The sequence below is a fragment of the bacterium genome, from assembly GCA_026708015.1.
Lineage (GTDB): Bacteria > Actinomycetota > Acidimicrobiia > Acidimicrobiales > Bin134 > Poriferisocius.
The window spans coordinates 66,044-88,976 of record JAPOVT010000054.1; the positions used below are offsets into that span (position 1 = coordinate 66,044).

The following is a 22,933-nucleotide window of genomic DNA, read 5'->3' on the forward strand; positions in this document are numbered from 1 at the left end:
CCATAACTGTCCGTGGCAGAAATCGTGAGTTGCTCTAATGACGAATGCCAGATTTGCAGTCTCAACTTGCGGTTGATCGAAGACGGGGCTGAAAGCGTCTCTTGGTCTGATCTCTGGGAGAATGAATGCCACATATATGTGCGTACGAGTGCCAACCATAGCTGCATTCATGGACTGCGCCTTGACATACAAGGTGCCGCATATCGGAGAATCTCAAAAGGCAAAGACACCAGGATGTGTGACTTTTCTGTCGTTGCCGTTCTGGGCAACGCTGCACAATTGATTGTCGTAGAGTTGAAAAGTGGAGTCGCTTATTCCGACCAGATTGAGCAGCTTGCCGAAGGATTGCGCGTCCTGCACGAATACTTTCAAGAGAACGGCCTAGTGGCTCGCCCCGAAGCTTACTGGGTAGTGGGCAGAGAAGTGGAAAAACTCAGTTTCTCTCTGCGAGACAAGCTGACAAGTTTGAGGTTCGGTTCCGAGGTGGTCCTGCTGCACATTCTAGAATGCGGAACAGTGCTTCACTTGTGATCAGTCAGTAGAAATGCTTATGGGGGATTGCAATTGAACCTCGGCCCTCTTCGCATTGACATTGCTTCATCCTCCCAACGAACGGAGACCGCGTAATACTTGAAGAGGCCCAGAGTCTGGTGGGCTAGGGGTGCTGGGAGCTGACTGAGACGATCTCGCCGGTCATGTAGGTGGAGTAGTCGCTGGCCAGAAACACCATCACGTTGGCCACCTCCCACGGCTCGGCGGCCCGGTCGAACGCCTCCAGCGAAATCAGGTCGTCGAGGAACTCCTGGCTGGACACCTTGGCCAGAAAAGGGTGCATAGCCAGGCTGGGGGCCACACAGTTGACCCGCACCCCGGCCTCGGCGGCCTCCATGGCCGCGCAGCGGGTAAGGGCCATCACCCCGGCTTTGGCCGCGGCGTAGTGGCACTGGCCGGCCTGGGCCCGCCACCCCATCACCGAGGCGTTGTTGACGATGACCCCGGTGCCTCTGGGCATCATGTGGCGCAGCGCTGCCCGGGTGGTGCGCATGGTGCCGTTGAGGGTGACGTCGATCACCACGTGCCACTGCTGGTCGGTCATGTCCACCAGGTCGGCGGTGCCTCCCAGTCCGGCATTGTTGATCATCACGTCCACATGGCCAAGTTCAGCCACCGCGGCGTCGAACAGGGCTTGGACCTCATCCTCGACCGTGACATTGCACATCTGGGTGGCGGGGCGCCCACCGAATTCCTCGGCCAGGCGGTCAGCGGCCTCGCGCAGACGGCGCTCGTGGATATCGCTGATAAGCACCTGGGCGCCCTCGGCCAAACACCGCCGAGCAGCGGCAAAGCCGAGGCCGGTACCCGCCGCGGCGGTCACCACCACGGTCTTGCCCTCCAGCAGCCCTCTACCCGGCGGCTCGGCGGGCACTTCCCGGCTCACAGCGGCACCTCGCCCCTCGAGCGCGCCGCCGGACATCAGCTGCTTCCCGGAGCGGCCTGGCGTTGGGCAGCCTGTGCGGCCAACAGGGCCATGGTGGGATGTTCTTCCTCGCCGATAGTGCGGGGCAGCGCCTCCTCGATGCCCTCTGGGGTCCAACTGCTGTCGGGGGCATACATCGAGCGGACCTCGCCAAACTGGGCCCACACGGAAATGCGGGGGCCGACCACGGTGTACACCTGGGCGGTGATGTCCCGGGCTGCGTCGCTGAGCAAGTACACGGCCAATGGCGCGACATCTTCTGGAGCACCGGCCTCGATCTCAAACGGCACGTTCTCCGACATGCGGGTCTTGGCGCTGGGAGCGATGCAGTTGGCGTTGATGCCATATCGCTTCAGGGCCAGCGCCGCGCTCTTGGTGAGGGAGATGATGCCCCCCTTGGCCGCCGCGTAGTTGCACTGGGAGGTGGAGCCAGTGAACGCCCCCGAGGTGATTCCCACCAGTGATCCGCCCGACTCCTGCTTGCGCATGATGGCCGAGGCATGCTTGTACACCGTGAAGTGGCCTTTGAGGTGTACCCGGATCACGTCGTCGAACTCTTCTTCGGTCATGTTGAAGATCATCCGCTCCCGCAGGATGCCGGCCACGCACACCGCTCCGTCGATCGATCCCCAGGTGTCCACCGCGGCTTGTACCGCTGCCGCGCCGCCTTCCATGGTGCTGATGTCGGAGGCCAAGGCCAGGGCAGTTCCGCCTGCCGCTTCGATCTCCGTCACTACCGCTTCGGCCACCTCCGACGACGGGTCGGAGCCGTCCAGCGACACGCCGTAGTCGGCAACCACTACGTTGGCGCCCTCCGCAGCGCAGCCCATGGCGATGGCCCGGCCGATACCGTTGCCCGCCCCGGTGACGACGATGTTCTTGCCTTCGAGATATCCGGTCACGGGCGAAAACCCTACCCGTCGCCTGGAGCCAACAGTTGGTCGAAGAGCTGAGCCAGCCCCTCGGGGGGAATTCGGCCGCTTCCCCTGAGCGCCAGCGTCCCGTCCCCGAACACAAAAACCCAGAACGGGGTGCCCGCCTGGCCGAAGGCGACCGCAATCTCGTTGTCGGAGCTGTCCACCAGAACAGGAAATGGCCAACCCTCATCGGCGAGCCATTGGCTGGGCGGGTAGTTGTCCCTGTCGGAGTCGACCAATGTGACCACGCTGAGAAGGTCCACCCCATCAGGCAGTTTGTTGCCTGCGGCCAGCCAGTCGTTCATCTCAGCAACCTCGGCCTGGCACGCCGGGCACCAGTGAGCCAAAAACACGATGGCCGCGGGCCGTTCCCCTGGAGTCCATGCCAGCGGCGAGCCATCCATGGAAGTACCGGAGAGACCAGGCACCGGTTGGCCAAATGCGGGGTCAGCTTCTGGTGATTCCCCAATGGGTCCAAGCGGATCACCAGAGATCTGCACCGGGGCAACCTCGACCGCCTCGGAAGTGGCATCGTCGTCATTTCCGCCGCAGGCAGCGGCCAGCAGCAACACGGCTGCCGCGAGGGCTACTGCTCGACGAGTACTGCGCTTCGAATCCATGAACACAGGCTATGGGCTGGCTACAGCGGCATCACCACGCCGCCGTTGGGCCGCACCGTCTGGCCAGTCACGAACCGTCCGGCGTCCGAGCACAAGTACAAGATGGCGTAGGCGATGTCGGTGGGATCGCCCACAAAGCCCAGGGGGTTCATCTGGGCGATGGTGTCGAAGTGGTTTCTCTGGCGCGCGGGGTCGACTTTGCCGTCGTCATCGAGAAAGTGGCGGTCGTAGATGGGGGTCTCGATGGAGCCTGGAGCCACTGCGTTCACCCGGATGGGGGCCATCTCCAACGCCGCGGTGCGGGTAATCATCTTCACCGCCGCCTTGGTGAGGGCGTAGATCGAGATCATCGGGGCGGGCATGTCGGCTCCGGCCGACGACAAGTTGACGATCGAACCCGACTTCTGGTCGGCCATGACCCGACCGGCCGCCGCGGTGCCCCAATAGACGCCCTTGATATTCACGTTCATCACCCGCTCAAGCTGCTCGGGGGTGGTGTCCACAATGAGGCTGTCGGTGATGATCCCGGCGTTGTTCACCATGATGTCGAGCCGGCCATGCCGGTTCACCGCATCGGCCACCAGTGCGTCCACCGCCGACTTGTCGCTCACGTCGGTGGGCACCGCCGACCACGAGGCGCCCAGCGCATCCAGCTCGCCGCCGGTCTCCCCCATTCCGTCGGCGTCGACGTCGCCCAGCACCACCGATGCCCCGGCCTTGGCCAGCGTCACCGCCGTCCCCCGGCCGATCCCCGACGCCGCCCCGGTGACCACCGCCACCCGGTCGGAAATGTCAAACGCAGCCATGATGTCGTCATGCATGGCCCCATCATGGCCCGCGCCGAATTGGGATCAGGAACCGTGATGGGGGTCTACTGGCTCGGCTCCCAGAAGACCATGGCGTGGTCGTCGTCGTAGGTGCGGGCATAGGCAGTGACAGCCATGCCGACCTCGACCGCTTCGGGGTCGATGCCGGTGAGGCCGCCGAACATCCGCACTCCCTCGGGGAGGTCGACCATGGCCAGGACATAGGGCAGTTCGGCGAAGGCGGGCACTCCGTACTGGCGGACGATGGTGTAGGTGTGGACGGTGCCAGCGCCGGCGGCCTCCATCCACTCGGGCACGGCCGCGCAGGCGGTGCAAATTGCTCGGGGGTAGTGCTGGCGATGGCCGCACTGTGGGCACTGCTGGATGAGCAAGCGGCCCTCGGCGGCGGCCGCGAAGAACTCGCCGTACTCCCCCTCACCGGCGGGGACCGGCCCCTGCCACTCAAGATCACGGACGACCCTCATGAGGGGCGGTCCTTTCCCAAGATGACGGTGGCGATGGCCGACAGCCAGCCGCCGGAGCCACAGGCCAAGGCCACCTCGGCGTCGGGCACCTGGGCTTCGCCTCCGTGGCCCCGAAGCTGGCGAACCGCCTCGATCAACAAGAAGATGCCCCGCATGCCGGGATGGTTGGACGACAGGCCTCCGCCGTCGGTGTTGGTGGGCATTGAGCCGCCCCGGCGCAGATGGCCCTCTTCCACATAGGCACCGCCCTCTCCCCGACCGCAGAAGCCCAAGCCCTCCAGCATGAGCATCACGGTGATGGTGAAGCTGTCATAAAGCTGGGCGGTGTCGATGTCGGCCGGTGTCACTCCCGCTTGGGCGAACGCCTCTGGTCCGCACACCGCGGCGCCCATCTCGGTGAAGTCGGGCATCTGGTGGATGTTCCAGTGGGTCTGAGTGCCGGCTGCCCCCAGCACGTAGATCGGAGGCTGGCGCAGGTCCCGGGCGATCTCCTCGGTGGTCATCACCAGCGCCCCGCCCCCGTCGGTGATCACACAGCAGTCCAGCTTGTGCAGCGGATCGGCGATCATGCGGCTGTTCACCACGTCGTCCACCGTGATGGGGTCTCGGTAGCGGGCGTCGGGGTTGAGCCCGGCGAACTCCCGAACCCCAACCGCGATCTCGGCTAACTGCTCAGAGGTGGTGCCGAATTCGTGCATATGACGGTGGGCGGCCAAGGCATAGGCCCCCACCAGGGGCAATCCGTAGGGAGTGGCCATCTGCATGGCCCCGGCCACCGGCTGGGCGTCGCGCTGAAAACCGCCGGTGCCCAGCACCCGGCCCATGCGGGTGAGCTGGTCGGAGCCGTAGGTCACCAGGACGGTGTCGCACAACCCCTCTCGGATGGCGGCGGCGGCGTGCTGAACGTGGAACTCGAATGACGATCCCCCCACCATGGTCCCGTCGATGTAGCGGTGGTTCACCCCCAGGTACTCAGCCATGGACACAGCGTCGTCACCCGCTCCTGGTCCCCCGCCGCTGGTGCTGACATAGCCGTCGATAGCCGTTTTGGCGATGCCGCAGTCGGCGATAGCCCGGCGGGCGGCCAGGGCGTGGTGCTGCACCGAGTTCAGATGGGGCACCACTGGATAGTCGCTCAGACCGATGCCACAGATGACCGGATGACGGGATGGCACTGGGGCAGCTTAGGCGAGCAGGTGGTTGTGCTCGCCGATATGGGGGGCCCGATGGCGGACTCGGTAGGGCGATTTGGGGGCGATATAGGGCGCGCCCACATAGGTGAAGCTGCGGCCCAAGTCCTCGTGCTCTACCTCGACGGGAAAGCCCCGCTCCTGGAAGTGAGGATCGGCCAGCACCTCTTCGGGCGAGTAGATGATGCCCACCGCCAGTCCCCGCTCTTGGGCGCCGATGAAGAACTCATAGGCGGTGATGTTCTGGGCGATGAACCGCACAGCCTCTCGGGCGGCGCCGAACATGGCGGTCACCTCGGGATCCTGGCCGATCTGCGATAGGTGCAGGTCCTCTTCGAGCTGGGTGCCCATCTCCAAGAAGAAGAACTCTCCGAATTGGTCCTTCAGTCCCAGGGTCTCCATCCACTCCACCACCACGGAGAAGTCGCGGGCCGAGCGGGGCGGAAAGCCGGTGTTGACGTCGATATTGTCCACCGACAGCGCCCGGGTGAACGTGGTGGGCTCAACGGCGGCGTGGCGCCCGGTCTGGCGCTGCACTTCGTCACCGGCCACCAGCCACTGCACCGAACCGAACTCGGTGGTCACGTTGGCCGCCGCGTGCAGGCTCACGTCCACGAACTGGCCTTGGCCGGTGTGATCTCGGGCCAACAGCGCGGTCTGAGCCGAGAGAACCGCAAACACCGACCCGGTCTGGTACCCCTGGTTGCCCCCGCCCCGCTGGGGCGCGATGGCGTGGTCGTCGTAACCGCAGCTCCACACCGGTCCGCCGGCGGCCAGCACGGTCAGATCGATGCTCTCCTCGTGAGATCGCGGCCCGGTGCGGCCGAACGGGGTTAGCGACACCCAGATCAACTCGGGATGATCGGCCCGCAACGTGTCGTGGTCGATGCCCAGGTCGGCGAGCCGTCCCGGTCGTTCCGACTCCAGCACCACGTCGGCAGTGCCGGCCAGCGACCGGAGCCGGTCCCGGTCGCCTCCTTCTCCAAGATCCAGGGTCACGCCCAGCTTGGAGGCGTTGTAGTGCCACCACCACAGGCTGCGCTCCGGCCCGGCCTCGTCATCCAAGAACGGCTCGAAGCCTCTGGAGTGATGGCCTTCGGGGGGCTCCACTACGATCACCTCGGCCCCCATGCCGGCCAACATCAGCCCGGCATAGGCCGAGGCCTCGCCGGCCAGTTCCACCACTCGGATTCCGGCCAGCGCGCCGGGAAGATCGTTGCCCGCCATCAGATCACCCCCTCGGCCGCCAAGTCGGCCAGATCGGCGTCCGAATAGCCGAGCAGGCCTACGAGGATCTGGCGGTTGTGCTGGCCCAACAGTGGGCCGCCGCGCTCCAGCACCCAGTCGGTTTCAGAGAAGTGGGCGGGGATGCCGTCGACCCGCACCCGGCCCATCTCGCCGTGGGTGACGGTGGGCCACAAACCCCAGACCTCGGTGTTGGGGTCGTTGTCCACCCGGTCGGCCGGCTTGGCCACCCCGGCGGCGGGCACCCCGACGGCTTGGAGCTCGGCGGCGGCCTCGAATCGATCCCGACCCGAGGTCCAAGCCCGCACCGCGTCGTCCAGATCGTCCTCATGGGCCAGCCGGCCAGCTAGGTCGTCGAACCGACGGTCGTCGATGCCCATGAGCTCGGCGATGGCATGCCAGTCGCGCTCGTCTCGGGCGGCCAGGGCCAGCCAGGCGTCGTGCCCATCGGCCTCGTAGATGCCGTGGGGGGCCATGGCCGGGAACTGGCTGCGGTTGGAATAGGGCATGCCGTCGCGCCGCAGTGGCCGCCCGTTCACGGTGTAGTCCAACACCGCCGGGCCGAGCATGGTGGCCCCGGCATCGGTACAGGACATGTCGATCCACTGGCCCTCGCCGGTGCGGCTGCGGTGGATCAGCCCGGCCATGATGGCCATAGCCATGAAGTTCCCTCCGTGGTGGTCCATGTAGGAGTAGCCCCAACCGGCCGAGGGCATGTCGGGCAACCCGGAGGTGAAGGTGAGGCCGCAACAGGCCTGCACGATCGGCCCCCACGTCTTGTACCTGCGATAGGGGCCGGCGTGGCCGAATCCGCAGTTGGACACGTACAGGATGTCGGGCTTGATCTCCCGCAGGCGGTCGTAGCCGAAGCCGAGGCGCTCCAGCACCCCGGCGGCGAAGTTCTCGGTGACTGCGTCGCACTCGGCGATCAGCTGGGTCAGGAGCTCCTTGCCCTTGTCGGTGCGGAGGTTCAGGGTGATGCCCAGCTTCTCCACGTTGTGGTTGTTGAAGCACCCGCCGAACTCGTGGCCCCGGCGCTCATCCACGAACGGGGACGTTCCCCGGAGCACGTCCCACTTGCCGAGGCGCGCCGGGTCTTCAACCCGGATGATCTCGGCGCCGAATGCGGCCATCCACCGGGTGGCCCCCGCTCCGGCCAACTGTCCGGTGAAGTCGCAGATGCGAATGTGGGACAAAGCCTCAGATTTCACGGCCCGACCTTACGCGGTGTCGCTCGGTCTTCCTCGACGGGTGTCCGGTACTCGAGCAGCGACGATTGGCCGCGCATGGCGACGATGCACAGGTCGCGTCTCTTGCCGTTGGCGTCTTCGAGGCGAAGCGGCTCACCGCCGATTGCAAAGTGGACGGCGCCGGAGCTGAGATTGCCGTTGACGGCGATGTTGGTCGTGTACAGATAGGTCCGCCCCTGCTCATCGAGAATGGGGTTGAGCCGGCCTTCGATCCCAGGCAAGTTGCCGGTCTGGTCTTCGAAGATCACCGACCCTCCCTCGCCGAGCGGTTCCAGATCGGCCCTCAACGCGCCCGATGCCGGGATCCAGTCTGTCGAAATGTGGGCCCCGAGGCCCGGTCCGGCGATGAACACGGTCATCGGCTGATCGTCGGAGTGCAGTTCGAGGCGAGCCACTCCGCCGGGGTCGGTCGCAGCAGCGCGCCGCGTGCCGTTGGGGAACAGTGCGAGCACGGCCGCACCGACGACCGGAGCGCCCTCGCAGACGACCAGCACAGCCGACTCTGTGTCGAACCGCCGCAGGGCTGCGGGGAACCTGCTGAGCGGGACAACCTCGACATCGGACCGCGACTGCGCTTGGTTGCCGCCATAGACGACAGTTCGCTCGGTAATCGCGGGAACAGTGGCGGCGACTCGGCTCAGCGGCCGCATCCAGCCAGAGGCAACCGTGGCGCCCGACTTGGCCTCGATGGCGTTGATGCCGCGCCCGCTTTCGTAGAAGAGGTCGCACTCAAGCCCACCAGACTCCCGGTAAAAGCTAAGCCGAGGCTGGCGGCCGTTGTTCCAGCAGTGCTTCACGGCCTCGGCGACAACGATGTTCTCGAACAGCTGGCCGCGAAGGGGATGGGTCGCGATCTGGTCGGCTTCCTGAATTCCCAGGAGATAGCTGGCGAGTCCGACATCGTAGAAGTAGATCTTTGGCGTCTTCACCAGCCGCTTGCGCATGTTCGCGTGGAACGGTTGGAGCAGAAAAACGATGTAGCTGCGCTCAAGCACGGCGAGCCAGTTCCGGACGGTCGTGCGGCTCACGCCGACATCGTCGCCAATCGACGTGAAGTCCAGCAGGCTGCCAACACGGCCAGCGCAAAGCGCAGCGAACTGCCTGAATGCCGGCAGATCGCCAACGCCGCCCATCCGGCGCACATCGCGCTCAACATAGGTCTCGAAATAATCGGCGAGCGCCTGGCGAGGCTCGAGCTGCTGATCGATGATTCGCGGGTAGAAGCCTCCGTAGGCAATGTCGGGGAACGAGGCGGCCCCACCCGCTCTGCGGCGTTCTTCGAGCGAGAACGGCAGCAGCCGCAACTGGGCGACGCGACCGGCAAGCGACTCGCTAACGGCCTCGTTGAGATCGAAGTTCTCGCTGCCGCTCAGCACGTACTGGCCGTTGGCACCACTGGAGTCGGCTGATTCCTTGAGATACGGGAACAAGGACGGCACGTGCTGCACTTCGTCGATGATTGCCGGAGTGCCGATGTCGCGCAAAAAGCCCCTAGGGTCGTCCTCAGCCCGATCGCGGACATCCAACCCGTCCAAGCTGACGTATTTGACCCCTGGATCGGTAAAGACGGCCTTGCACAGCGTCGTCTTGCCTGATTGGCGCGGCCCGGTCACAGACACGAACGGGTACTGCCGAAACAACTTCGGAAGGAGGCCAGCAATCTCGCGTAGGATCATTACCAGATTCTAATCCCTAAACCCTGCAATTCGGAACTTTAGATTTCGAATTACAGGGCCACCTTCAGGCATCTTCTCATCGCCATTCCGCATCCGTTCAGCCGTCGCCATCTCTGCGATACACCACTAGGCTGCGCACCTTGCGAGTGCTACACCACATGGAAGGCGGGCGGCTCGACCCGATCATCGCCCAGTTCCAAGACGTCGAATTCGTGTACGTGCCCCGCCAAGGCGACATTCCCGAGGATGCCTCCGGCGAGGCGCTGTTGACCATCCCCCGGGACTACCCCAACCTGGCTGGGCTGCTGGACCGGGGCGTGGAGTGGGTTCATGTGACCAGCACCGGGATCGACGGGTTTCCTTTGGAGCTGCTGGGCGACCGGGTGATGACCTGCTCGCGGGGAGCCGGGGCCATCGCCATCTCTGAATGGTGCCTGGCCATGATGCTGGCCTTTGAGAAGGACCTGCCCAACGTGTGGCTTAGCAGTCCGCCCGAGCAGTGGTTCACCGCCGATCTGGGCGCCCTCTACGGAAAGACGCTGGGTCTCATAGGTCTGGGCGGGATCGGCACCGCAGTGGCCCGCCGGGCCCTGGCCTTCGACATGACAGTGCTCGCTATTCGCCGCACCGCGGCACCTGCCCCATTGGAGGGGATTGAGATCGTCAACTCGCTGGCTGAATTGCTGGGCCGCTCCGACCATCTCGTGGTGGCCGCGCCGGCCACCGCGGCCACTCGCCATCTGCTGGATGCTGATGCCCTGGCCGCCACCAAGCCAGGGGTCCATATCATCAACATCGCCCGAGGCGACCTCATCGACCAGGGTGCCCTGCGGGCCGCGCTGGACAGCGGTCACATCGCCCGAGCATCACTGGACACGGTGGAGCCCGAACCCCTGCCCGAAGGCCATTGGCTCTATGACCATCCCAGGGTCCGGCTCAGTGCCCACGTGTCCTGGTGCATGCCCGAATCCTGGGATCTGCTGATCGCCCCCTTCGCCGAAAACCTCCAACGCCGCCTGGCCGGCCAGCCCCTCGAGGGAATCGTCAATCCCAACGAAGAGTACTAGCTCAGGGCTGCGACCTGGGGCTTGCCCCCCCCCCCCCCCACATCTTTAGAATGCCCGCGTGCAAAAAACAGGTTTTCGTATTGTGGCTGCGGTGGCGACGTTGGGGCTGGGCATCGCGGTGGCGGCTGGGGCGGGGGCGTTCTCGTCTGATCGGGTTGATGTGTCCGCGGGGGCGATGAACGCCGACGAGGTGGTGGTGCATGAGCTGTGGCACCAGCACCAGTGGGACCACAACGACCGCGGCCCCCACAACCACCCCCGCGACAGCCACAACCACAGGACGCGGCAGAACCACTCGCACCCTGCCGCCGACGAGGAGCACACCCACCACGGAAAGTGGGGTGATATACGCACCCACCACGACCACTCGCACCCCGCCGCCGACGACGGCCACCACCACCACGCGGGCGACGGCGCTCTCACGCACAGCGGCGCCCACCACAACGCGTTTATCGGGCACAGGCTGACCCACGTACAGACGCTCCACACCCACGGCCACAGCCACAGCCACAACGCCGTGACCACGACCCACGAACACGATGGGTTCGGGCTCCACAGCAGCCACCCGATAGCGAACCGGGCCGGGCACACGGGCACTCACGACCACGGCGACTTGGGCAGCCATACCCACACCTACAGCAACGGCAGCGCCGGCGTGTCGTTCACCTACCCGCACACCCACAACCACAACAACTACGGCACCCACACCCACCTGGGCAGCGACAACAGCCACTCTCACAGTCACAGCGGCACGGGCGTCCACACCCACGGCAGCACCGGCAGCATCACCCTGCCAGTGACCCACGCCCACGACGGCCACGGCACCCACACCCACGGCACGGGCGGCGGCGTGGAACTGCCGGTGACCCACGCCCACGACGGCCACGGCACCCACACCCACACGTCCAGCAACGTAACGCTGCCGATGACCCACACCCACGCCACAGGCGCCCACGCCGCCCACACCCACAGCGACCACAACCACGACGGGGCGGCGTTGCACAAGCACGTCTCATGGACGCCGAAGGCGCGCACGTTGGCGCCGGTGGGCGGCGACCCGTCGGGAGACACCTACACCATCACCGTGCCGCAGCGGCCCGCTGAGGGCCAGACCCTGACGGTGTGGATCGGCGTCGAGCGCGCCGAGGTGGCCGGCTCGGTCGCCGTCGAGCCGGCCCGGCTCGACATCACCCGGGCCAACTGGGACCAGACCCACACCATCACCGTCACCGCGTCGGACGACGCGCAGCCCGGCGACTGGTTCGTGATACGGCACTGGTTCAGCCGCGGCTTCTCCGACCCCTACATCGCCGCCTACGAGCGGGCCGGAACGCTGTGGTCCTCGATCCCCAGGTTCGACGTGACCGGCCGGGTGTTCGACCCGCACGACGTGCTCGACAGCGACGACACCTACGCCACCGACGACACCGAAGCCAGCGACGACACCTACGCCACCGACGACACCGACGCCACCGACAGCGGCGGCGCGCTGGGGCCGGGCGACAACGGCCGGGAGGGAGGCAGCCTCGGCGGCGGCGCTACGGCGTGCGCCACCGACGACACCGATCTGCTCGCCAAGGTCCGCTCCAAGACCCAGGACCAGTGGAACGGCGGCCGCCCCGACCTGCTGGAGACGTTCACCCGCGCGTACCGGACCATGCTGGGCGAGGACGACTACACCGTCGCGCAGATCAAAGCCCGGCCCGACCGCCAAACCCCCAACTGGCAGGGCAGCGGCCCCAACACGCTCTGGCAGGCCGTCTACGCCGAACTCGACCGGCTCCAAACCTGCCGCAACTGACACCACCCCACAGCCGCACACCGGAGCGCCTGACTTCCTCTTGGAACAGCACCAAAAGGCAACACTCATCGTAGCACTGCTCTCGGCCAGCACCGCCGTCAGTTCCGAAAGCCACTAACTGCCAGCAGACAAAATCGCCTCCAGCACCTCGCGGCGGCGGACTTGGCCGGTGGCGGGGGTACGGGGGATGGCGTCCATGGCCTCGATCCGGCGGGGGTGCTTGAACCGGGCCAGCCGGTCGTTCAGATGGGCGTGTACCGCATCGGTGCTGGGCAGGGCAGCGCCTGGAGCCAGCACGAACACGGCGCACACCACCTCGCCCCAGCGGTCGTCGGGGATTCCCACCACTGCGACTTCAGCCGCCCCAGGGAAATCGGCCAGGTGGCCCTCCACCTCGGCAGGCGACACCGTTTCCCCGCCAGTACGGACCACGTCCTTCACCCGCCCGACGATGGAATAGAAGCCATCGGCATCCACCTCGGCCAGATCGCCAGTGCGGAACCAACCATCGTCGGTGAACGCCTCGGCGGTGGCTTCGGGATTGTCGAAGTAGCCGTCGAACATGAACGGTGAACGGGTCTGGAGCTCTCCCTGATCGAGGCGCACCTCGGCCCCGGTGTGGGCCTGGCCACAGCTTCCCGGCCGGAACTCCATGTCGACATCGTCCAGCATGGTGACCGACCCGGCTTCGGTGGAGCCGTAGAACACCCGTCGATGGGCATTGGGGAACGCAGCCTTCAAGTCGGCCAGCAGCTCGGGCGGGGTGGCCGAGGTTCCCGAGGTGGCGAACCGCAGCGAGGAGAGACCTTCGTGCCGATCAGCGTCCAGCACCCGGCGCCACACCGCGGGGATGCAGTTCATGTAGGCCGCTTGGTGAACCTGGACTGCGTCGATCAGCACATCGGCGTCGGCCCGGTCGGTGAACACCACCAGCCCGCGGGCCTGCCAGGCCTGAAGGGCGATGGTCCACGCCCCCATGTGGAACATCGGGAACATGCACACCGTGGCGTCGCGGGGCTCGAGCAGCGCCGGAGTGCGGGTGCGGAGCCAATTGCACCGGTGCGACAGCACCACGCCCTTGGAGCGCCCGGTGCTCCCGCTGGTGAAGAACACCACATGATGGTCGGTTTCCTCCACGCCTGCCGAGGGCAGCGCCGATTCCGATGCGGAGGCAGCTTCTGTAACCAAATCAAGCCCCGGCCCGGTCCCGCCCAGGCGGAGCAATGGGACTCCCATCGCCTCGGCCACCGACTGGCCGGCCTCGGCATGGCCGGAATCGGCCACCAGCAGCCGGGGCCGGGCCAGCCCCACCATCTCGGTCGCCTCATCGGGCGACAGCCGGGCGTTGGCCGGGGCGAACACCGTCCCGGCTCGGGCCAATGCCACAAACAGGGCTACTGATTCCAGGTTGTTGTCGCTCCAGGTGACCACCCGGTCGCCTCGACCCACGCCGAGCCCGGCCAGCACGTGGCCCATCTGGTTGGCCTGTCGGTGCAGCTCCCCATAGGTGAGCGACTTCTCCCCCCGCGTCACCGCGGGGCGGGACGGCACCGTCGCCGCCGCGTTGTCGAACACCGAGCCAATCACCAACTCCATCGCCGGGCACACTACCGGGGCAGGGGCCGGAGTATCCGCGGCGGGAACTCCGTCGCTTGCGACCGCCTCGACACCGGGCCCCTCCTTACAGCGGATTCCGCCAGCGCAGTCCGGGGAACCTGGCGAAGTCGGAATCGTTGGAATGAACCTCGGCCTGATGCTCGATGGCGAGTGCGGCAATGTGGGCGTCGGTGACGAGGTTTCCTCCGACACCGGCAGCCACAACGAGCTGGCGGAATATGGCCAGATGCTGGGCACCGGGGTTAAGCGGGGTTACTTGGGGCAAGCTGAACCATTCCCCAACCAAATCGACCGCCCGTTCTGGGGAGACCGGTCGAATCGCCGTTCGGTGTTGGGTGACGATCCGAACGAATCCCGCAGCCACCACCCAAGGAAGCCCGACTCGCTCAGTCCCGTTGGCCATTTCCTCCCACCAGTCGCGGGCCTCCTGGTGGAATGGCGCATCCTCGTTGTAGGCGTAGACCAGCAGGTTGACGTCGGGGACGATCACCGGTCAGACGCCACTTGACGCCCTTGGCTCTCCACACGGGCTTCCTTCTGCAGGAAAGCCTCTGCTTCGAGCTCGTCGTTGAGCTGGTTGAGCCGGAGGGGATCAACGCCCGGCTGCAACCCGCAATTGAGCGGTTGAACCCGGAACGGCTCAGACGGCGTCGCTCTCTCAGGCCCCAGTCCTTTCCTCAGAATCTCGTTGACCACCTGCTTGAACGGCTGTTCGAGCAGCCGGGCCCGCTCCTTTAGCGCATCGGCCACGTCATCGTCTAGGGTCAGCGTCGTCCTCATGTGTACATCTTGATGTCTGCTTTTGTTGATGTCAAGGTGTTACCAATGCTGCATGGCCTACGTGACACCATGGGAGCCGTGAGCAGAAAGTCGTCCACAGAGCTCGCGCTCGAAAAGGCCTATGCGACCAAGGGGCCGGAGGCCAATCGCGAGCTGTACGCGGATTGGGCTGAGACCTACGAATCTGAATTCGTCGTCGACAGCAGATACGTGTATCCCCAGCAGGTGGCCGAGGTCTTCTGCGGCGGCTTCGCCCAGCTCGACCAGCCGGTCCTTGATGTGGGCTGCGGAACCGGGCTCGTGGGCGCCCAGTTGGCCGAGGCGGGGGTGGCATTCATCGACGGCATCGATCTCTCGCCGGAGATGCTGGCCGAAGCCAAAGCCAAGACCCATGGTGGCCGCCCCCTATACCGACTGCTCTTTGAGGCCGACCTCACCGATTCAACGGAGCTGGTCGACCACGCCTACGCCGGCATCGTGAGCGCGGGAGCGTTCACCCATGGGATCTTCGGTTCTGAGACGATCTCTGAATTGCTGCGGGTGGCCCGGCCCGGAGCCCGCTTCGCACTCGGGATCAACTCGGCCCACTTTGACGAAGCCGGTTTTGGCGACTGGCTCGAGGAGCGACAGTCGGAGGGGCTCATCACCGGGCTGAGATTCGACTTGCGGCCGATTTACGAGGAGGCAGACGAGGCCGATCCCGACCAGTGGACCCGCATCGCGGTGTTTGCCGCCGCGTGAGCGAAGCCGCACAACGAGCGGCAACGTGGCACCATTGGAGCTATGAGCTTGACGTCTGCCAGCACCGAAGAGGACACGGCGTTTGACCCGTTCGCCTATCCTGAGGAGGTGCCCATCGACGAACTGGCCGAGTTGCGGTCCGAGTGCCCGGTGGCCCGCACCCCCACCGGGTGGTATCTCACCAAGTTCGACCATGTGCTGGCCGCCACCAGAGACGTCGAGACCTTTGTGTCCAGCTTCCGCGACCCCGGCGTGGTGGTTCCCGAAGAGGAGTCGCTCCGCATCGACTCCCCTGCCCACATGCTCATCCGGGACTGCACCGCCGACACCGATGTGTTCGGCGCTCCCATGAGCCGCGGCGACAAGATCGTGTTCGGCGTGTCGTCGGCCAACCGGGATGAGGACTACTTCGACGATCCCGACGAGTTCCGGCTTGACCGGGAGCGCCCCAAAGACCACATTGCCTTCGGCGGCGGCCCCACATCTGCCCCGGAGCCAGCTTGGCCCGCCTCGAGGGCCGGGTGGCCTTGGAGGTGTTCTTGGAGCGGGTGGCAACCGCGGAGCTGGCCCCCGGCAGCGTCCGCAAGAAGACCCCGGTGTTCTGGGCCAATGGACCCGACCGCCTTGACGCGTTCTTGACTCCCGAACCCGTTGGCTGAGCAACAGCCCGAGGGCGAGACTTACACCCACGGTTACCATCAGGTAATCGTGGGATGGCACTCCCGGCGCACCGCGGAGTCATGTGCCGCCTTCTTGCTGCCACGACTGCGGCCCGATGCCGAAGTGCTCGACATCGGGTGCGGATCGGGCACCATCACTGCTGGCCTGGCTCGCCGCGCTGGCCGGGTGGTGGGCCTGGACCTGTCGGCCGACGTGGTGGACGCGGCCCGGGCCCACGCTGACGACTGTGGCCTGACCAACGCATCGTTCGAGGTCGGCTCGGTCTACGAGTTGCCGTGGGACGATGCCAGCTTCGATGTGGTGTACGCCCATCAGGTGCTCCAGCACCTCTCCGATCCGGTGGGGGCGCTGCGGGAGGCCCGGCGGGTGCTGCGGCCCGGCGGGCTGGTGGCGGTGCGGGATTCCGATTACGAGACCATGATGCATGCCCCGGTGTTCCCGGCCATCGAGCGCTGGCGACGCCTCTACCACCAAGTGGCCTCGGCCAACGGCGGGGAAGCTGACGCCGGACGCTATCTGCTGTCTTGGGCAATAGAAGCCGGCTTCACCGATATCGAGGCCACCGCCAGCACCACCGCCCACGCTGACCAAGAGGGACGAACGGTGTGGGGCGAGATGTGGGCGGTACGGGTGATCGAAAGCGATTTCGCCGACCACGCGGTAGGTCACGGATTCGCCACCCGCGATGAACTCAAGGAAATCTCCGCAGCCTTCTCCCAGTGGTCCACTGAACCCGATGGCTTCTGGGCCTGGGTGAACGGCGAGGTCATCGGGGTCTGCCCGCCCGACTGACGAGCTGTCCAGAAACTGTCACACCCATCCTTACTCTCAGGTGATGAACGAGAAACCGAGGATCGGGCAAATGCAGATTCCAGCGATGACGCCAAAGCGTCGTGGCCTTGCGCTCGCCGCCGCTGATAGGTCCACCGACGAGGATCGCGCTCGTGACATGCTGGTTAGCAGTGCAAAGGCGAAGGGCGACTCATCCAAGGCCGCGAACGCCATGATGGCGCAAAGAGAGCCGACTGAGACCAAATCGTCCGTGCCTGACTTCGGCCCAGACTTCCCTGTCTCCCCCATCCCGGCAGTCAACGTCGCCTCGGTTCCTCAGCGCTCACCACTGCGATACCCAGGCGGCAAGACCTGGCTCATTCCCCATATCCGGGCCTGGCTCGCGCCCATGCAACCCAGACCAAGAAGGCTCATTGAGCCATTCTGCGGCGGAGGCATAGTGGCTCTCACGGCAGTGTGTGAAGACCTGGTCGAGCAGTGCTTTATGGCCGAACTAGACCACGATGTGGCTGCGTTCTGGCACGCGGCGCTACGCCACAACGCCGAGTTGTCTCACCTCGTCTCTGAGTTCGAACCGACACGCGAGTCTGTTTCTGCTCTGGCTGACCAAGCCCCCCGAAGCCTGCTCGAGCATGGATTCCGCACCTTGGTCCTCAACCGGACCCGGCGCGGCGGCATCCTCGCCCCCGGGGCTGCCCTAACAAAGTCGGGTGAGAACAACAAGGGACTTGCCTCTCGTTGGTATCCCGACACCATCATCCACCGATTGCGGAACATCGAGGCCCACGCGCAACAGATCAACTTCTGTGAAGCTGATGGGCTCGACCTCCTAGAGGTCATTGCCGAGATTACCGGTACGGTCGCCTTCATTGACCCTCCCTACACTGCTGGCGGTAAACGAGCCGGCAGGCGTCTCTACAGCCACAACCAGATAGACCACCGACGACTCTTCAAGATCCTGGCGCAAACCCCGGTCGACTTTCTGATGACCTACGACCGCTCACCAGAGATCGCTGAACTCATTGCAGAGTACGGATTCCACGCCGTCGAAGTTGTCATGAAGAACACCCACCACGCCCACATCTCCGAACTCGTCATCACCCGACGAGCTGTCTTCGTCTAGCCAACAAGATGCCCGACAACGCCAGGACGCGATACGGCATTGCAGAGTGGTATGGACAGGAGTTCACATCACTCAATGCAAGGCAGAGAAAGACTTACGCCGAGCACGCGCTGGGCGAATCTGAAGCTGAACATCCAGTTTGTCCGTTCCAGCCAGACCAGCCGGCAAGATAGACATGATTGTCGCCCATCAACAGGGAGACAATCTGAGATGGCATGGCCTAGAAATTCAAGCCGTCTATTTCTCAGGTCAGGGGATGGAGACCGAATTCAAAGCCCTACGCGACGACCTCCAGGAGCCCCCTCCGTTCCCTTCAGCCAACCGTCGACCCGACTGGCGATCCTCCAGCGCCAAACGCCTCATGCCGCAACTCCAGATCAAGGCCCCGACAGTCCGACGATGGGGGGCCAAACTTGCCGTAGCTGTAGATCGACCATTCTTCGATGCCGTTGGCGGTCCTAGCCCCCAACCCAGCCACGATCTCAACGAGGGCGACATCATCTGGTTAGTCGCCCGTCTAGAACGCGCTTACGCTGGAACTCTTGAGCTAGCCCAAGCCCACTGGGAAGTTCTCACTCTGGAGGACTCCAACAAACGCCTCCAAGCAGCCGAAACCGTCAGCAGGGAGAACTTCGAAATAGCCTTGAGATCGCGGCTGCGACCCCTGTGAGACGGTGGGGTGGCTGCTGAGGCTGCTCTAACTGAAACTGTCACACCCCCTGTTTAGGGTGAGGGCATGATCAAGTCCGCACCGAGAATCCTCCCGACGTTTGACTCGCCATCTCGGCCCAAGTGGTTGGTCGAGGCTACGAAGGATGCAGCCTCAGCTTCATTCGCCGACTACAGCCGAACCGAATGGCCCGACAAAATCGCCGATGCCTGCGACAAGATGCTGACACTCACAAGTCAAGGGTCTGACTGTCTTCCTCCGGTCTGCGACCCGAAGGCTTCCCTCCCCCTCGAGTCTGGATCGATGGGCGACAATCTCAGCGTGGCCTTGGCCGGCGAACTGCTAGGAGAGATGGTCGGCAGATTGTCATTCTCTTTTGAACACGACGAGATGTGTCGCAGTGCCTATCCAATTCTTTGGGACATGGCCCTTGACGAGTGTGCCAACGACCCTGACATGCCGGAAGCGCCAGATCAGATTCTGTACAATCACAGCGTCCCGCTGTCAGAAGCCTGCAAAAGCGGACCGCCCTGGCCATCAGGGATGCACTACGCCAGCCACGCAGTGATGGAATTCGCCCACCATGCCTCCGCATACAGCTCTACTGGCCTCGGATTGGCCCATGCTGCACCAGTCCCGGTGGTATGGCCGCCTCCTGACGCTCCCCCTGCCCTGGCCTCGGCCCGGGGCAACTTGTGCACTGCCCTTGAGACTGCGCTGTTGAACCAGGACGAATACACCGCCAATCTGCACGCCTACCTCGCCGCACGTGACAACCCAAATCTGCCCGATCCGACCCTTGCCGAGACCGATCAAGTGGCTGCGGCGCTGCGCGACTGGAACGAGACTGTCATTCCGGCGGCGAGGGGTCTCGCAGCGGCCACCTACGCCCATGCATGGGAATGGGCCAGCACCGATCAAGACCGCTGGGATCTCGGAGTGATCGTCTACGCCCACTCCGAGGCATTTCTCTCTGTCCATCATCTCAGGCAAGCCACCGACGCTTACGACCTAGTCGATGCCGCCTGCCGCAGCTACGCATGGTGGTGGTGTCACGACCGAAAGTTAGATGTGGCCTCTTTGCGAGAGATTGCCAGCACCGGGTGGTCCCTCAATCGTCCTTCCACTCTGTAGCACTGCCGTGCTACGTTGGTGAACGTGAGCAGAACAACCACGGTTCGCCTCAGCGACGACGATACGCAGCTGCTCGCGGAACTCGCTCCAGAGTTCGGAGGGCGATCGAGCGCAATCCGACAGGGCATTCGTCTGCTCGCCCGTGAAAGCCAGCGACGTCAAGCGCTTCGGTCTTTTGTCGAAGCATGGGATGAAGAGGCTGGCCCCCTTGACGAGAGGGAAATCTCGTCGATGCTGAATCGCTATTTCAAGCAGTGATCCTCGACGCTGGGCTGCTGATCGCGGTCGACCGTGAAGAACGTGCCGCGCGCTCCTTTCTTGCTGCGGCTGTCAGAACAGATGAAGTCCTGCGGACGACCGCACCAGTTGTGGCGCAAGTCTGGCGTGATGGACGACGGCAGGCTCGACTGGCGCAGTTTCTCGCAACGTTGGATATCCACCCATTCGACCGCGCCGACGCAGGTGCAGTCGGGAAGATATTAAGCAATTCGGGTACCGCAGATGTCGTAGACGCACACCTGGTGGTTCTCGCCGTCCAGATTGGCGACGGCATCATCACTTCTGATGCTCACGATTTCGCCGTACTCGTCGGCCACCTCGGTTCTGATGCACCGAAGATCCATCACTGGCAACACGAGTCTCGTAGATGAGGCCTCCGCTGCCAGTGATGGAAGCCCTTCAGCCCTTGATGGTAAGGAGCTCTAGGAGGTTGCCGTCGGGGTCGCTGAAGTAGACGGATTGGCCTCGTTCTCCGTTGCTAGCCGGGCGGGGGGCGGGACCCTCGACAACCTCGATGCCGTGTTCGGCTAGATGGGCCTGGGCGGCGGCGATGGTGTCGCCCCAGCGGAAGCACAGGTCTACCGACCCTGGGGTGGGCAGGCGGGCATGGGGAGAGGCGGGGGCGGCACCGGGATGAACGTTGATGCGGTTGGCCCCCACCTGCATCATCACGATCGGCATCTTGCCGGCCCGGAACTCCTCCAGATACATGGGCTCAGCCCCCAGCACTTCTCCATAGAAGGCCACGGTGGCCTCCACGTCGGCCACGGTGATGGCCAAGTGGTCGAATCCCTCAACGGTCATGATGCCTACCCTCGCATCGGGATGCCCGCAGTGGAGCCCCCGTCAATGATGTACTCGTGGCCAGTCTGGTACGACGATGCTTCCGACACCAGATAGCAGGCCAGATCGGCTACCTCGGAGGCCACCCCGGCCCGGCGCAACGGCACATGGCCGAACAGCTCGGGTCGGCCGTGGCGGTCGGCCGACAACATGGCGGTCTCTATCGGGCCGGGATGGATTGAGTTCACCCTGATTCCCCTGGGTCCCAATTCGATAGCCGCCACCTTGGTCAATCCCCGCACCGCCCACTTGGTGCCCCCGTAGGCCGAGTGGTGGGCGATTCCCTCCATGCCAGCAATAGACGAAATGTTGACGATCCCCCCGCCGCCGGCCTCGGCCATGGGGTCGGCCACGCTCTGGATGCCCAGGAACGTGCCCAGGTAGTTCACCTCCCAAATGCGACGCAGGCTCTCGGGGGTCTCGTCGGCAATGGGGGCGGTCCAGTGAATGGCGGCGTTGTTCACCAGCGCCCGCAGCGGCCCCTGCTCCACCGCGGCGGCCACTACCCGGGCCCAATCCTCGGGCGAGGACACGTCGTGGTGGAGATACACGGTATGTTCGCCCAACTCGGCGGCCACTGCCTCCCCCGCCTCGTCGAGCACATCGCCCATCACCACGAACGCGCCTTCGGCGACAAACTTCCGGGCCTCGGCCTCGCCTTGTCCCCGGGCCGCCCCGGTCACGATCGCTACCCGTCCATCGAGACATCCCATGGCGAAGTTCTAGTCGATCAGACAGCGATGGCTAAGAGTAGTGTTCACGGCCATGCCATACCCACAAGCAGTCTTGGATATCGCCGCCCGCATCAACAATTGGGGACGCTGGGGCGAAGACGACCAGATCGGCACGCTCAACTTCCTCACCGACGAGGTGGTGAAAGAGGCGGCCCAGTGCATCCGCACCGGCAAGCGCATCTCGCTGGCCTATCCCCTGCACAAAGACGGCCTCCAGACCGGAGTCATCCCCGGCCGGGTCAACCCGCTGAAGACGATGGTGTCGCTCAATCACGGCATGATGGGCGACCCCGACATGTTCCACACCAGCGACGACGTGGGCACCATGGGCTTGCAATGCGCCACCCACTGGGATGGGCTCTGCCATGCCATGTACCGGGGCAAGCTCTACAACGGCCACGACGCCTCCACCATCACCGAATGGGGTGCGTCGGTGTGCGGAATCGAGCAGGTCAAGAGCCTCACGGGACGAGGGGTGCTGCTCGACATAGCCAAGCTCCACGGAGTGGACGTGCTGGAGCCGGGCCACGCCATCGGCTACGACGACCTGACCAACGCGGCTGAGGCCCAAGGCGTCGAGATCCGCACCGGCGACATCATCCTGGTGCGCACCGGGCTTTTCGCCTACGCCAAAGCCGGCGACCTGGACAGCTACTACGGCGAGCCCATCCCCGAGTTGGGAGTGGTGCGCTCTGCCGGCATCGGTGTGACCGCCTGCGAGTGGTTCTACGACCACAACATCGCCGCGGTGGCCACCGACAACATCGTGTTCGAGGTGCTGCCCTACGACCCGGCCTTCGAGGGGGCGATCATCGCCATTCACTGCCTCAACCTGGTGGACATGGGCCTCACCCAGGGACAGAACTGGGACTTGGAGGAGCTTGCCGCCGACTGCGCGGCCGACGGCCAGTACGACTTCTTCCTGGAAGCCTCTCCCCAGCCGTTCGTTGGCGGCCTGGGGTCACCGGTCAACCCAGTGGCCATCAAATAGCAGGAGATCCGGGC

At 64.8% G+C, this 22,933-nt stretch carries 26 protein-coding genes; 12 read left to right on the forward strand and 14 right to left on the reverse strand.

What is annotated here, in order from left to right:
* Positions 1–12 precede the first annotated feature (12 nt).
* A complete protein-coding gene (locus OXG30_12890; GenBank protein ID MCY4135788.1) occupies positions 13–531 on the forward strand; it encodes a hypothetical protein in 519 nt (172 codons plus the stop codon).
* A gap of 124 nt (positions 532–655) precedes the next feature.
* On the opposite strand, the gene OXG30_12895 is transcribed toward OXG30_12890, so the two are convergent.
* From OXG30_12895 to OXG30_12935, 9 genes are read right to left on the reverse strand one after another with little or no spacing between them, the layout of a single operon-like run.
* Positions 656–1,438 (reverse strand): SDR family oxidoreductase, encoded by a 783-nt coding sequence (locus OXG30_12895; protein MCY4135789.1) that lies wholly within the window; start codon positions 1,436–1,438, stop codon positions 656–658.
* 35 nt (positions 1,439–1,473) lie between these two features.
* Positions 1,474–2,379: an SDR family oxidoreductase gene (locus OXG30_12900; GenBank protein ID MCY4135790.1), complete on the reverse strand. Its 906-nt coding sequence runs from the start codon at positions 2,377–2,379 to the stop codon at positions 1,474–1,476.
* Positions 2,380–2,390: 11 nt separating this feature from the next.
* Positions 2,391–3,014, reverse strand: coding sequence for a TlpA disulfide reductase family protein (locus OXG30_12905; protein MCY4135791.1), 624 nt, complete (start codon positions 3,012–3,014; stop codon positions 2,391–2,393).
* 20 nt (positions 3,015–3,034) lie between these two features.
* Positions 3,035–3,835: an SDR family NAD(P)-dependent oxidoreductase gene (locus OXG30_12910; protein ID MCY4135792.1), complete on the reverse strand. Its 801-nt coding sequence runs from the start codon at positions 3,833–3,835 to the stop codon at positions 3,035–3,037.
* A gap of 50 nt (positions 3,836–3,885) precedes the next feature.
* A complete protein-coding gene (locus tag OXG30_12915; protein ID MCY4135793.1) occupies positions 3,886–4,305 on the reverse strand; it encodes a Zn-ribbon domain-containing OB-fold protein in 420 nt (139 codons plus the stop codon).
* A complete protein-coding gene (locus tag OXG30_12920) occupies positions 4,302–5,480 on the reverse strand; it encodes an acetyl-CoA acetyltransferase (protein ID MCY4135794.1) in 1,179 nt (392 codons plus the stop codon). The genes OXG30_12915 and OXG30_12920 overlap by 4 nt, the downstream gene beginning before the upstream one ends.
* A gap of 9 nt (positions 5,481–5,489) precedes the next feature.
* On the reverse strand, positions 5,490–6,722 hold the full coding sequence (locus OXG30_12925) for a CoA transferase (GenBank protein ID MCY4135795.1): 1,233 nt from the start codon (positions 6,720–6,722) through the stop codon (positions 5,490–5,492).
* A complete protein-coding gene (locus OXG30_12930; GenBank protein MCY4135796.1) occupies positions 6,722–7,951 on the reverse strand; it encodes a CoA transferase in 1,230 nt (409 codons plus the stop codon). The genes OXG30_12925 and OXG30_12930 overlap by 1 nt, the downstream gene beginning before the upstream one ends.
* Positions 7,948–9,666, reverse strand: coding sequence for a DUF4143 domain-containing protein (locus tag OXG30_12935; protein MCY4135797.1), 1,719 nt, complete (start codon positions 9,664–9,666; stop codon positions 7,948–7,950). Before OXG30_12935 ends, OXG30_12930 begins: the two co-directional genes overlap by 4 nt.
* 146 nt (positions 9,667–9,812) lie before the next feature.
* Between OXG30_12935 and OXG30_12940 the strand changes: the two genes are divergently transcribed.
* Complete coding sequence (locus OXG30_12940; GenBank protein MCY4135798.1) at positions 9,813–10,733, forward strand: NAD(P)-binding domain-containing protein; 921 nt, start codon at positions 9,813–9,815, stop codon at positions 10,731–10,733.
* 91 nt (positions 10,734–10,824) lie between these two features.
* Positions 10,825–12,534: a hypothetical protein gene (locus OXG30_12945; protein MCY4135799.1), complete on the forward strand. Its 1,710-nt coding sequence runs from the start codon at positions 10,825–10,827 to the stop codon at positions 12,532–12,534.
* Positions 12,535–12,648: 114 nt separating this feature from the next.
* Here OXG30_12945 and OXG30_12950 read toward each other — a convergent pair whose 3' ends face one another.
* From OXG30_12950 to OXG30_12960, 3 genes are all read right to left on the reverse strand, one after another.
* The gene (locus OXG30_12950; GenBank protein MCY4135800.1) at positions 12,649–14,130 is read right to left on the reverse strand and encodes a class I adenylate-forming enzyme family protein; all 1,482 of its coding nucleotides are present in this window, start codon (positions 14,128–14,130) and stop codon (positions 12,649–12,651) included.
* An 85-nt stretch (positions 14,131–14,215) separates the two neighbouring features.
* Positions 14,216–14,641, reverse strand: a complete 426-nt coding sequence (locus tag OXG30_12955) for a type II toxin-antitoxin system VapC family toxin (protein ID MCY4135801.1) — start codon at positions 14,639–14,641, stop codon at positions 14,216–14,218.
* On the reverse strand, positions 14,638–14,931 hold the full coding sequence (locus tag OXG30_12960) for an antitoxin (GenBank protein MCY4135802.1): 294 nt from the start codon (positions 14,929–14,931) through the stop codon (positions 14,638–14,640). The genes OXG30_12955 and OXG30_12960 overlap by 4 nt, the downstream gene beginning before the upstream one ends.
* 78 nt (positions 14,932–15,009) lie before the next feature.
* On the opposite strand from OXG30_12960, the gene OXG30_12965 reads away from it, so the two are divergent.
* From OXG30_12965 to OXG30_13000, 8 genes are all read left to right on the forward strand, one after another.
* Complete coding sequence (locus OXG30_12965) at positions 15,010–15,672, forward strand: methyltransferase domain-containing protein (protein MCY4135803.1); 663 nt, start codon at positions 15,010–15,012, stop codon at positions 15,670–15,672.
* Positions 15,673–15,714: 42 nt separating this feature from the next.
* Positions 15,715–16,311, forward strand: coding sequence for a cytochrome P450 (locus OXG30_12970; GenBank protein ID MCY4135804.1), 597 nt, complete (start codon positions 15,715–15,717; stop codon positions 16,309–16,311).
* 12 nt (positions 16,312–16,323) lie between these two features.
* Positions 16,324–17,145 carry a methyltransferase domain-containing protein gene (locus OXG30_12975; protein MCY4135805.1) on the forward strand — a complete coding sequence of 274 codons (822 nt, stop codon included), beginning with the start codon at positions 16,324–16,326 and terminating at the stop codon, positions 17,143–17,145.
* A 214-nt stretch (positions 17,146–17,359) separates the two neighbouring features.
* Entirely contained in the window at positions 17,360–18,268 is a 909-nt protein-coding gene (locus OXG30_12980) for a DNA adenine methylase (GenBank protein MCY4135806.1), read from the forward strand.
* Between the two features lie 139 nt (positions 18,269–18,407).
* Positions 18,408–18,938, forward strand: coding sequence for a NotI family restriction endonuclease (locus OXG30_12985; GenBank protein MCY4135807.1), 531 nt, complete (start codon positions 18,408–18,410; stop codon positions 18,936–18,938).
* 303 nt (positions 18,939–19,241) lie between these two features.
* Positions 19,242–20,072: a hypothetical protein gene (locus OXG30_12990; GenBank protein ID MCY4135808.1), complete on the forward strand. Its 831-nt coding sequence runs from the start codon at positions 19,242–19,244 to the stop codon at positions 20,070–20,072.
* Positions 20,073–20,096: 24 nt separating this feature from the next.
* The gene (locus tag OXG30_12995) at positions 20,097–20,330 is read left to right on the forward strand and encodes a hypothetical protein (GenBank protein MCY4135809.1); all 234 of its coding nucleotides are present in this window, start codon (positions 20,097–20,099) and stop codon (positions 20,328–20,330) included.
* Positions 20,327–20,722 (forward strand): twitching motility protein PilT, encoded by a 396-nt coding sequence (locus tag OXG30_13000; protein ID MCY4135810.1) that lies wholly within the window; start codon positions 20,327–20,329, stop codon positions 20,720–20,722. The genes OXG30_12995 and OXG30_13000 overlap by 4 nt, the downstream gene beginning before the upstream one ends.
* Before the next feature lie 28 nt (positions 20,723–20,750).
* Here the strand turns inward: OXG30_13000 and OXG30_13005 are convergent, their stop codons facing one another.
* Together OXG30_13005 and OXG30_13010 are read right to left on the reverse strand one after the other, a co-directional pair.
* Positions 20,751–21,155: a VOC family protein gene (locus tag OXG30_13005; protein MCY4135811.1), complete on the reverse strand. Its 405-nt coding sequence runs from the start codon at positions 21,153–21,155 to the stop codon at positions 20,751–20,753.
* 5 nt (positions 21,156–21,160) lie between these two features.
* A complete protein-coding gene (locus OXG30_13010) occupies positions 21,161–21,907 on the reverse strand; it encodes an SDR family oxidoreductase (protein ID MCY4135812.1) in 747 nt (248 codons plus the stop codon).
* A 52-nt stretch (positions 21,908–21,959) separates the two neighbouring features.
* Here OXG30_13010 and OXG30_13015 point away from each other — a divergent pair, with 52 nt between their 5' ends.
* Positions 21,960–22,919: a cyclase family protein gene (locus OXG30_13015; GenBank protein ID MCY4135813.1), complete on the forward strand. Its 960-nt coding sequence runs from the start codon at positions 21,960–21,962 to the stop codon at positions 22,917–22,919.
* The last annotated feature ends 14 nt before the right edge of the window (positions 22,920–22,933 follow it).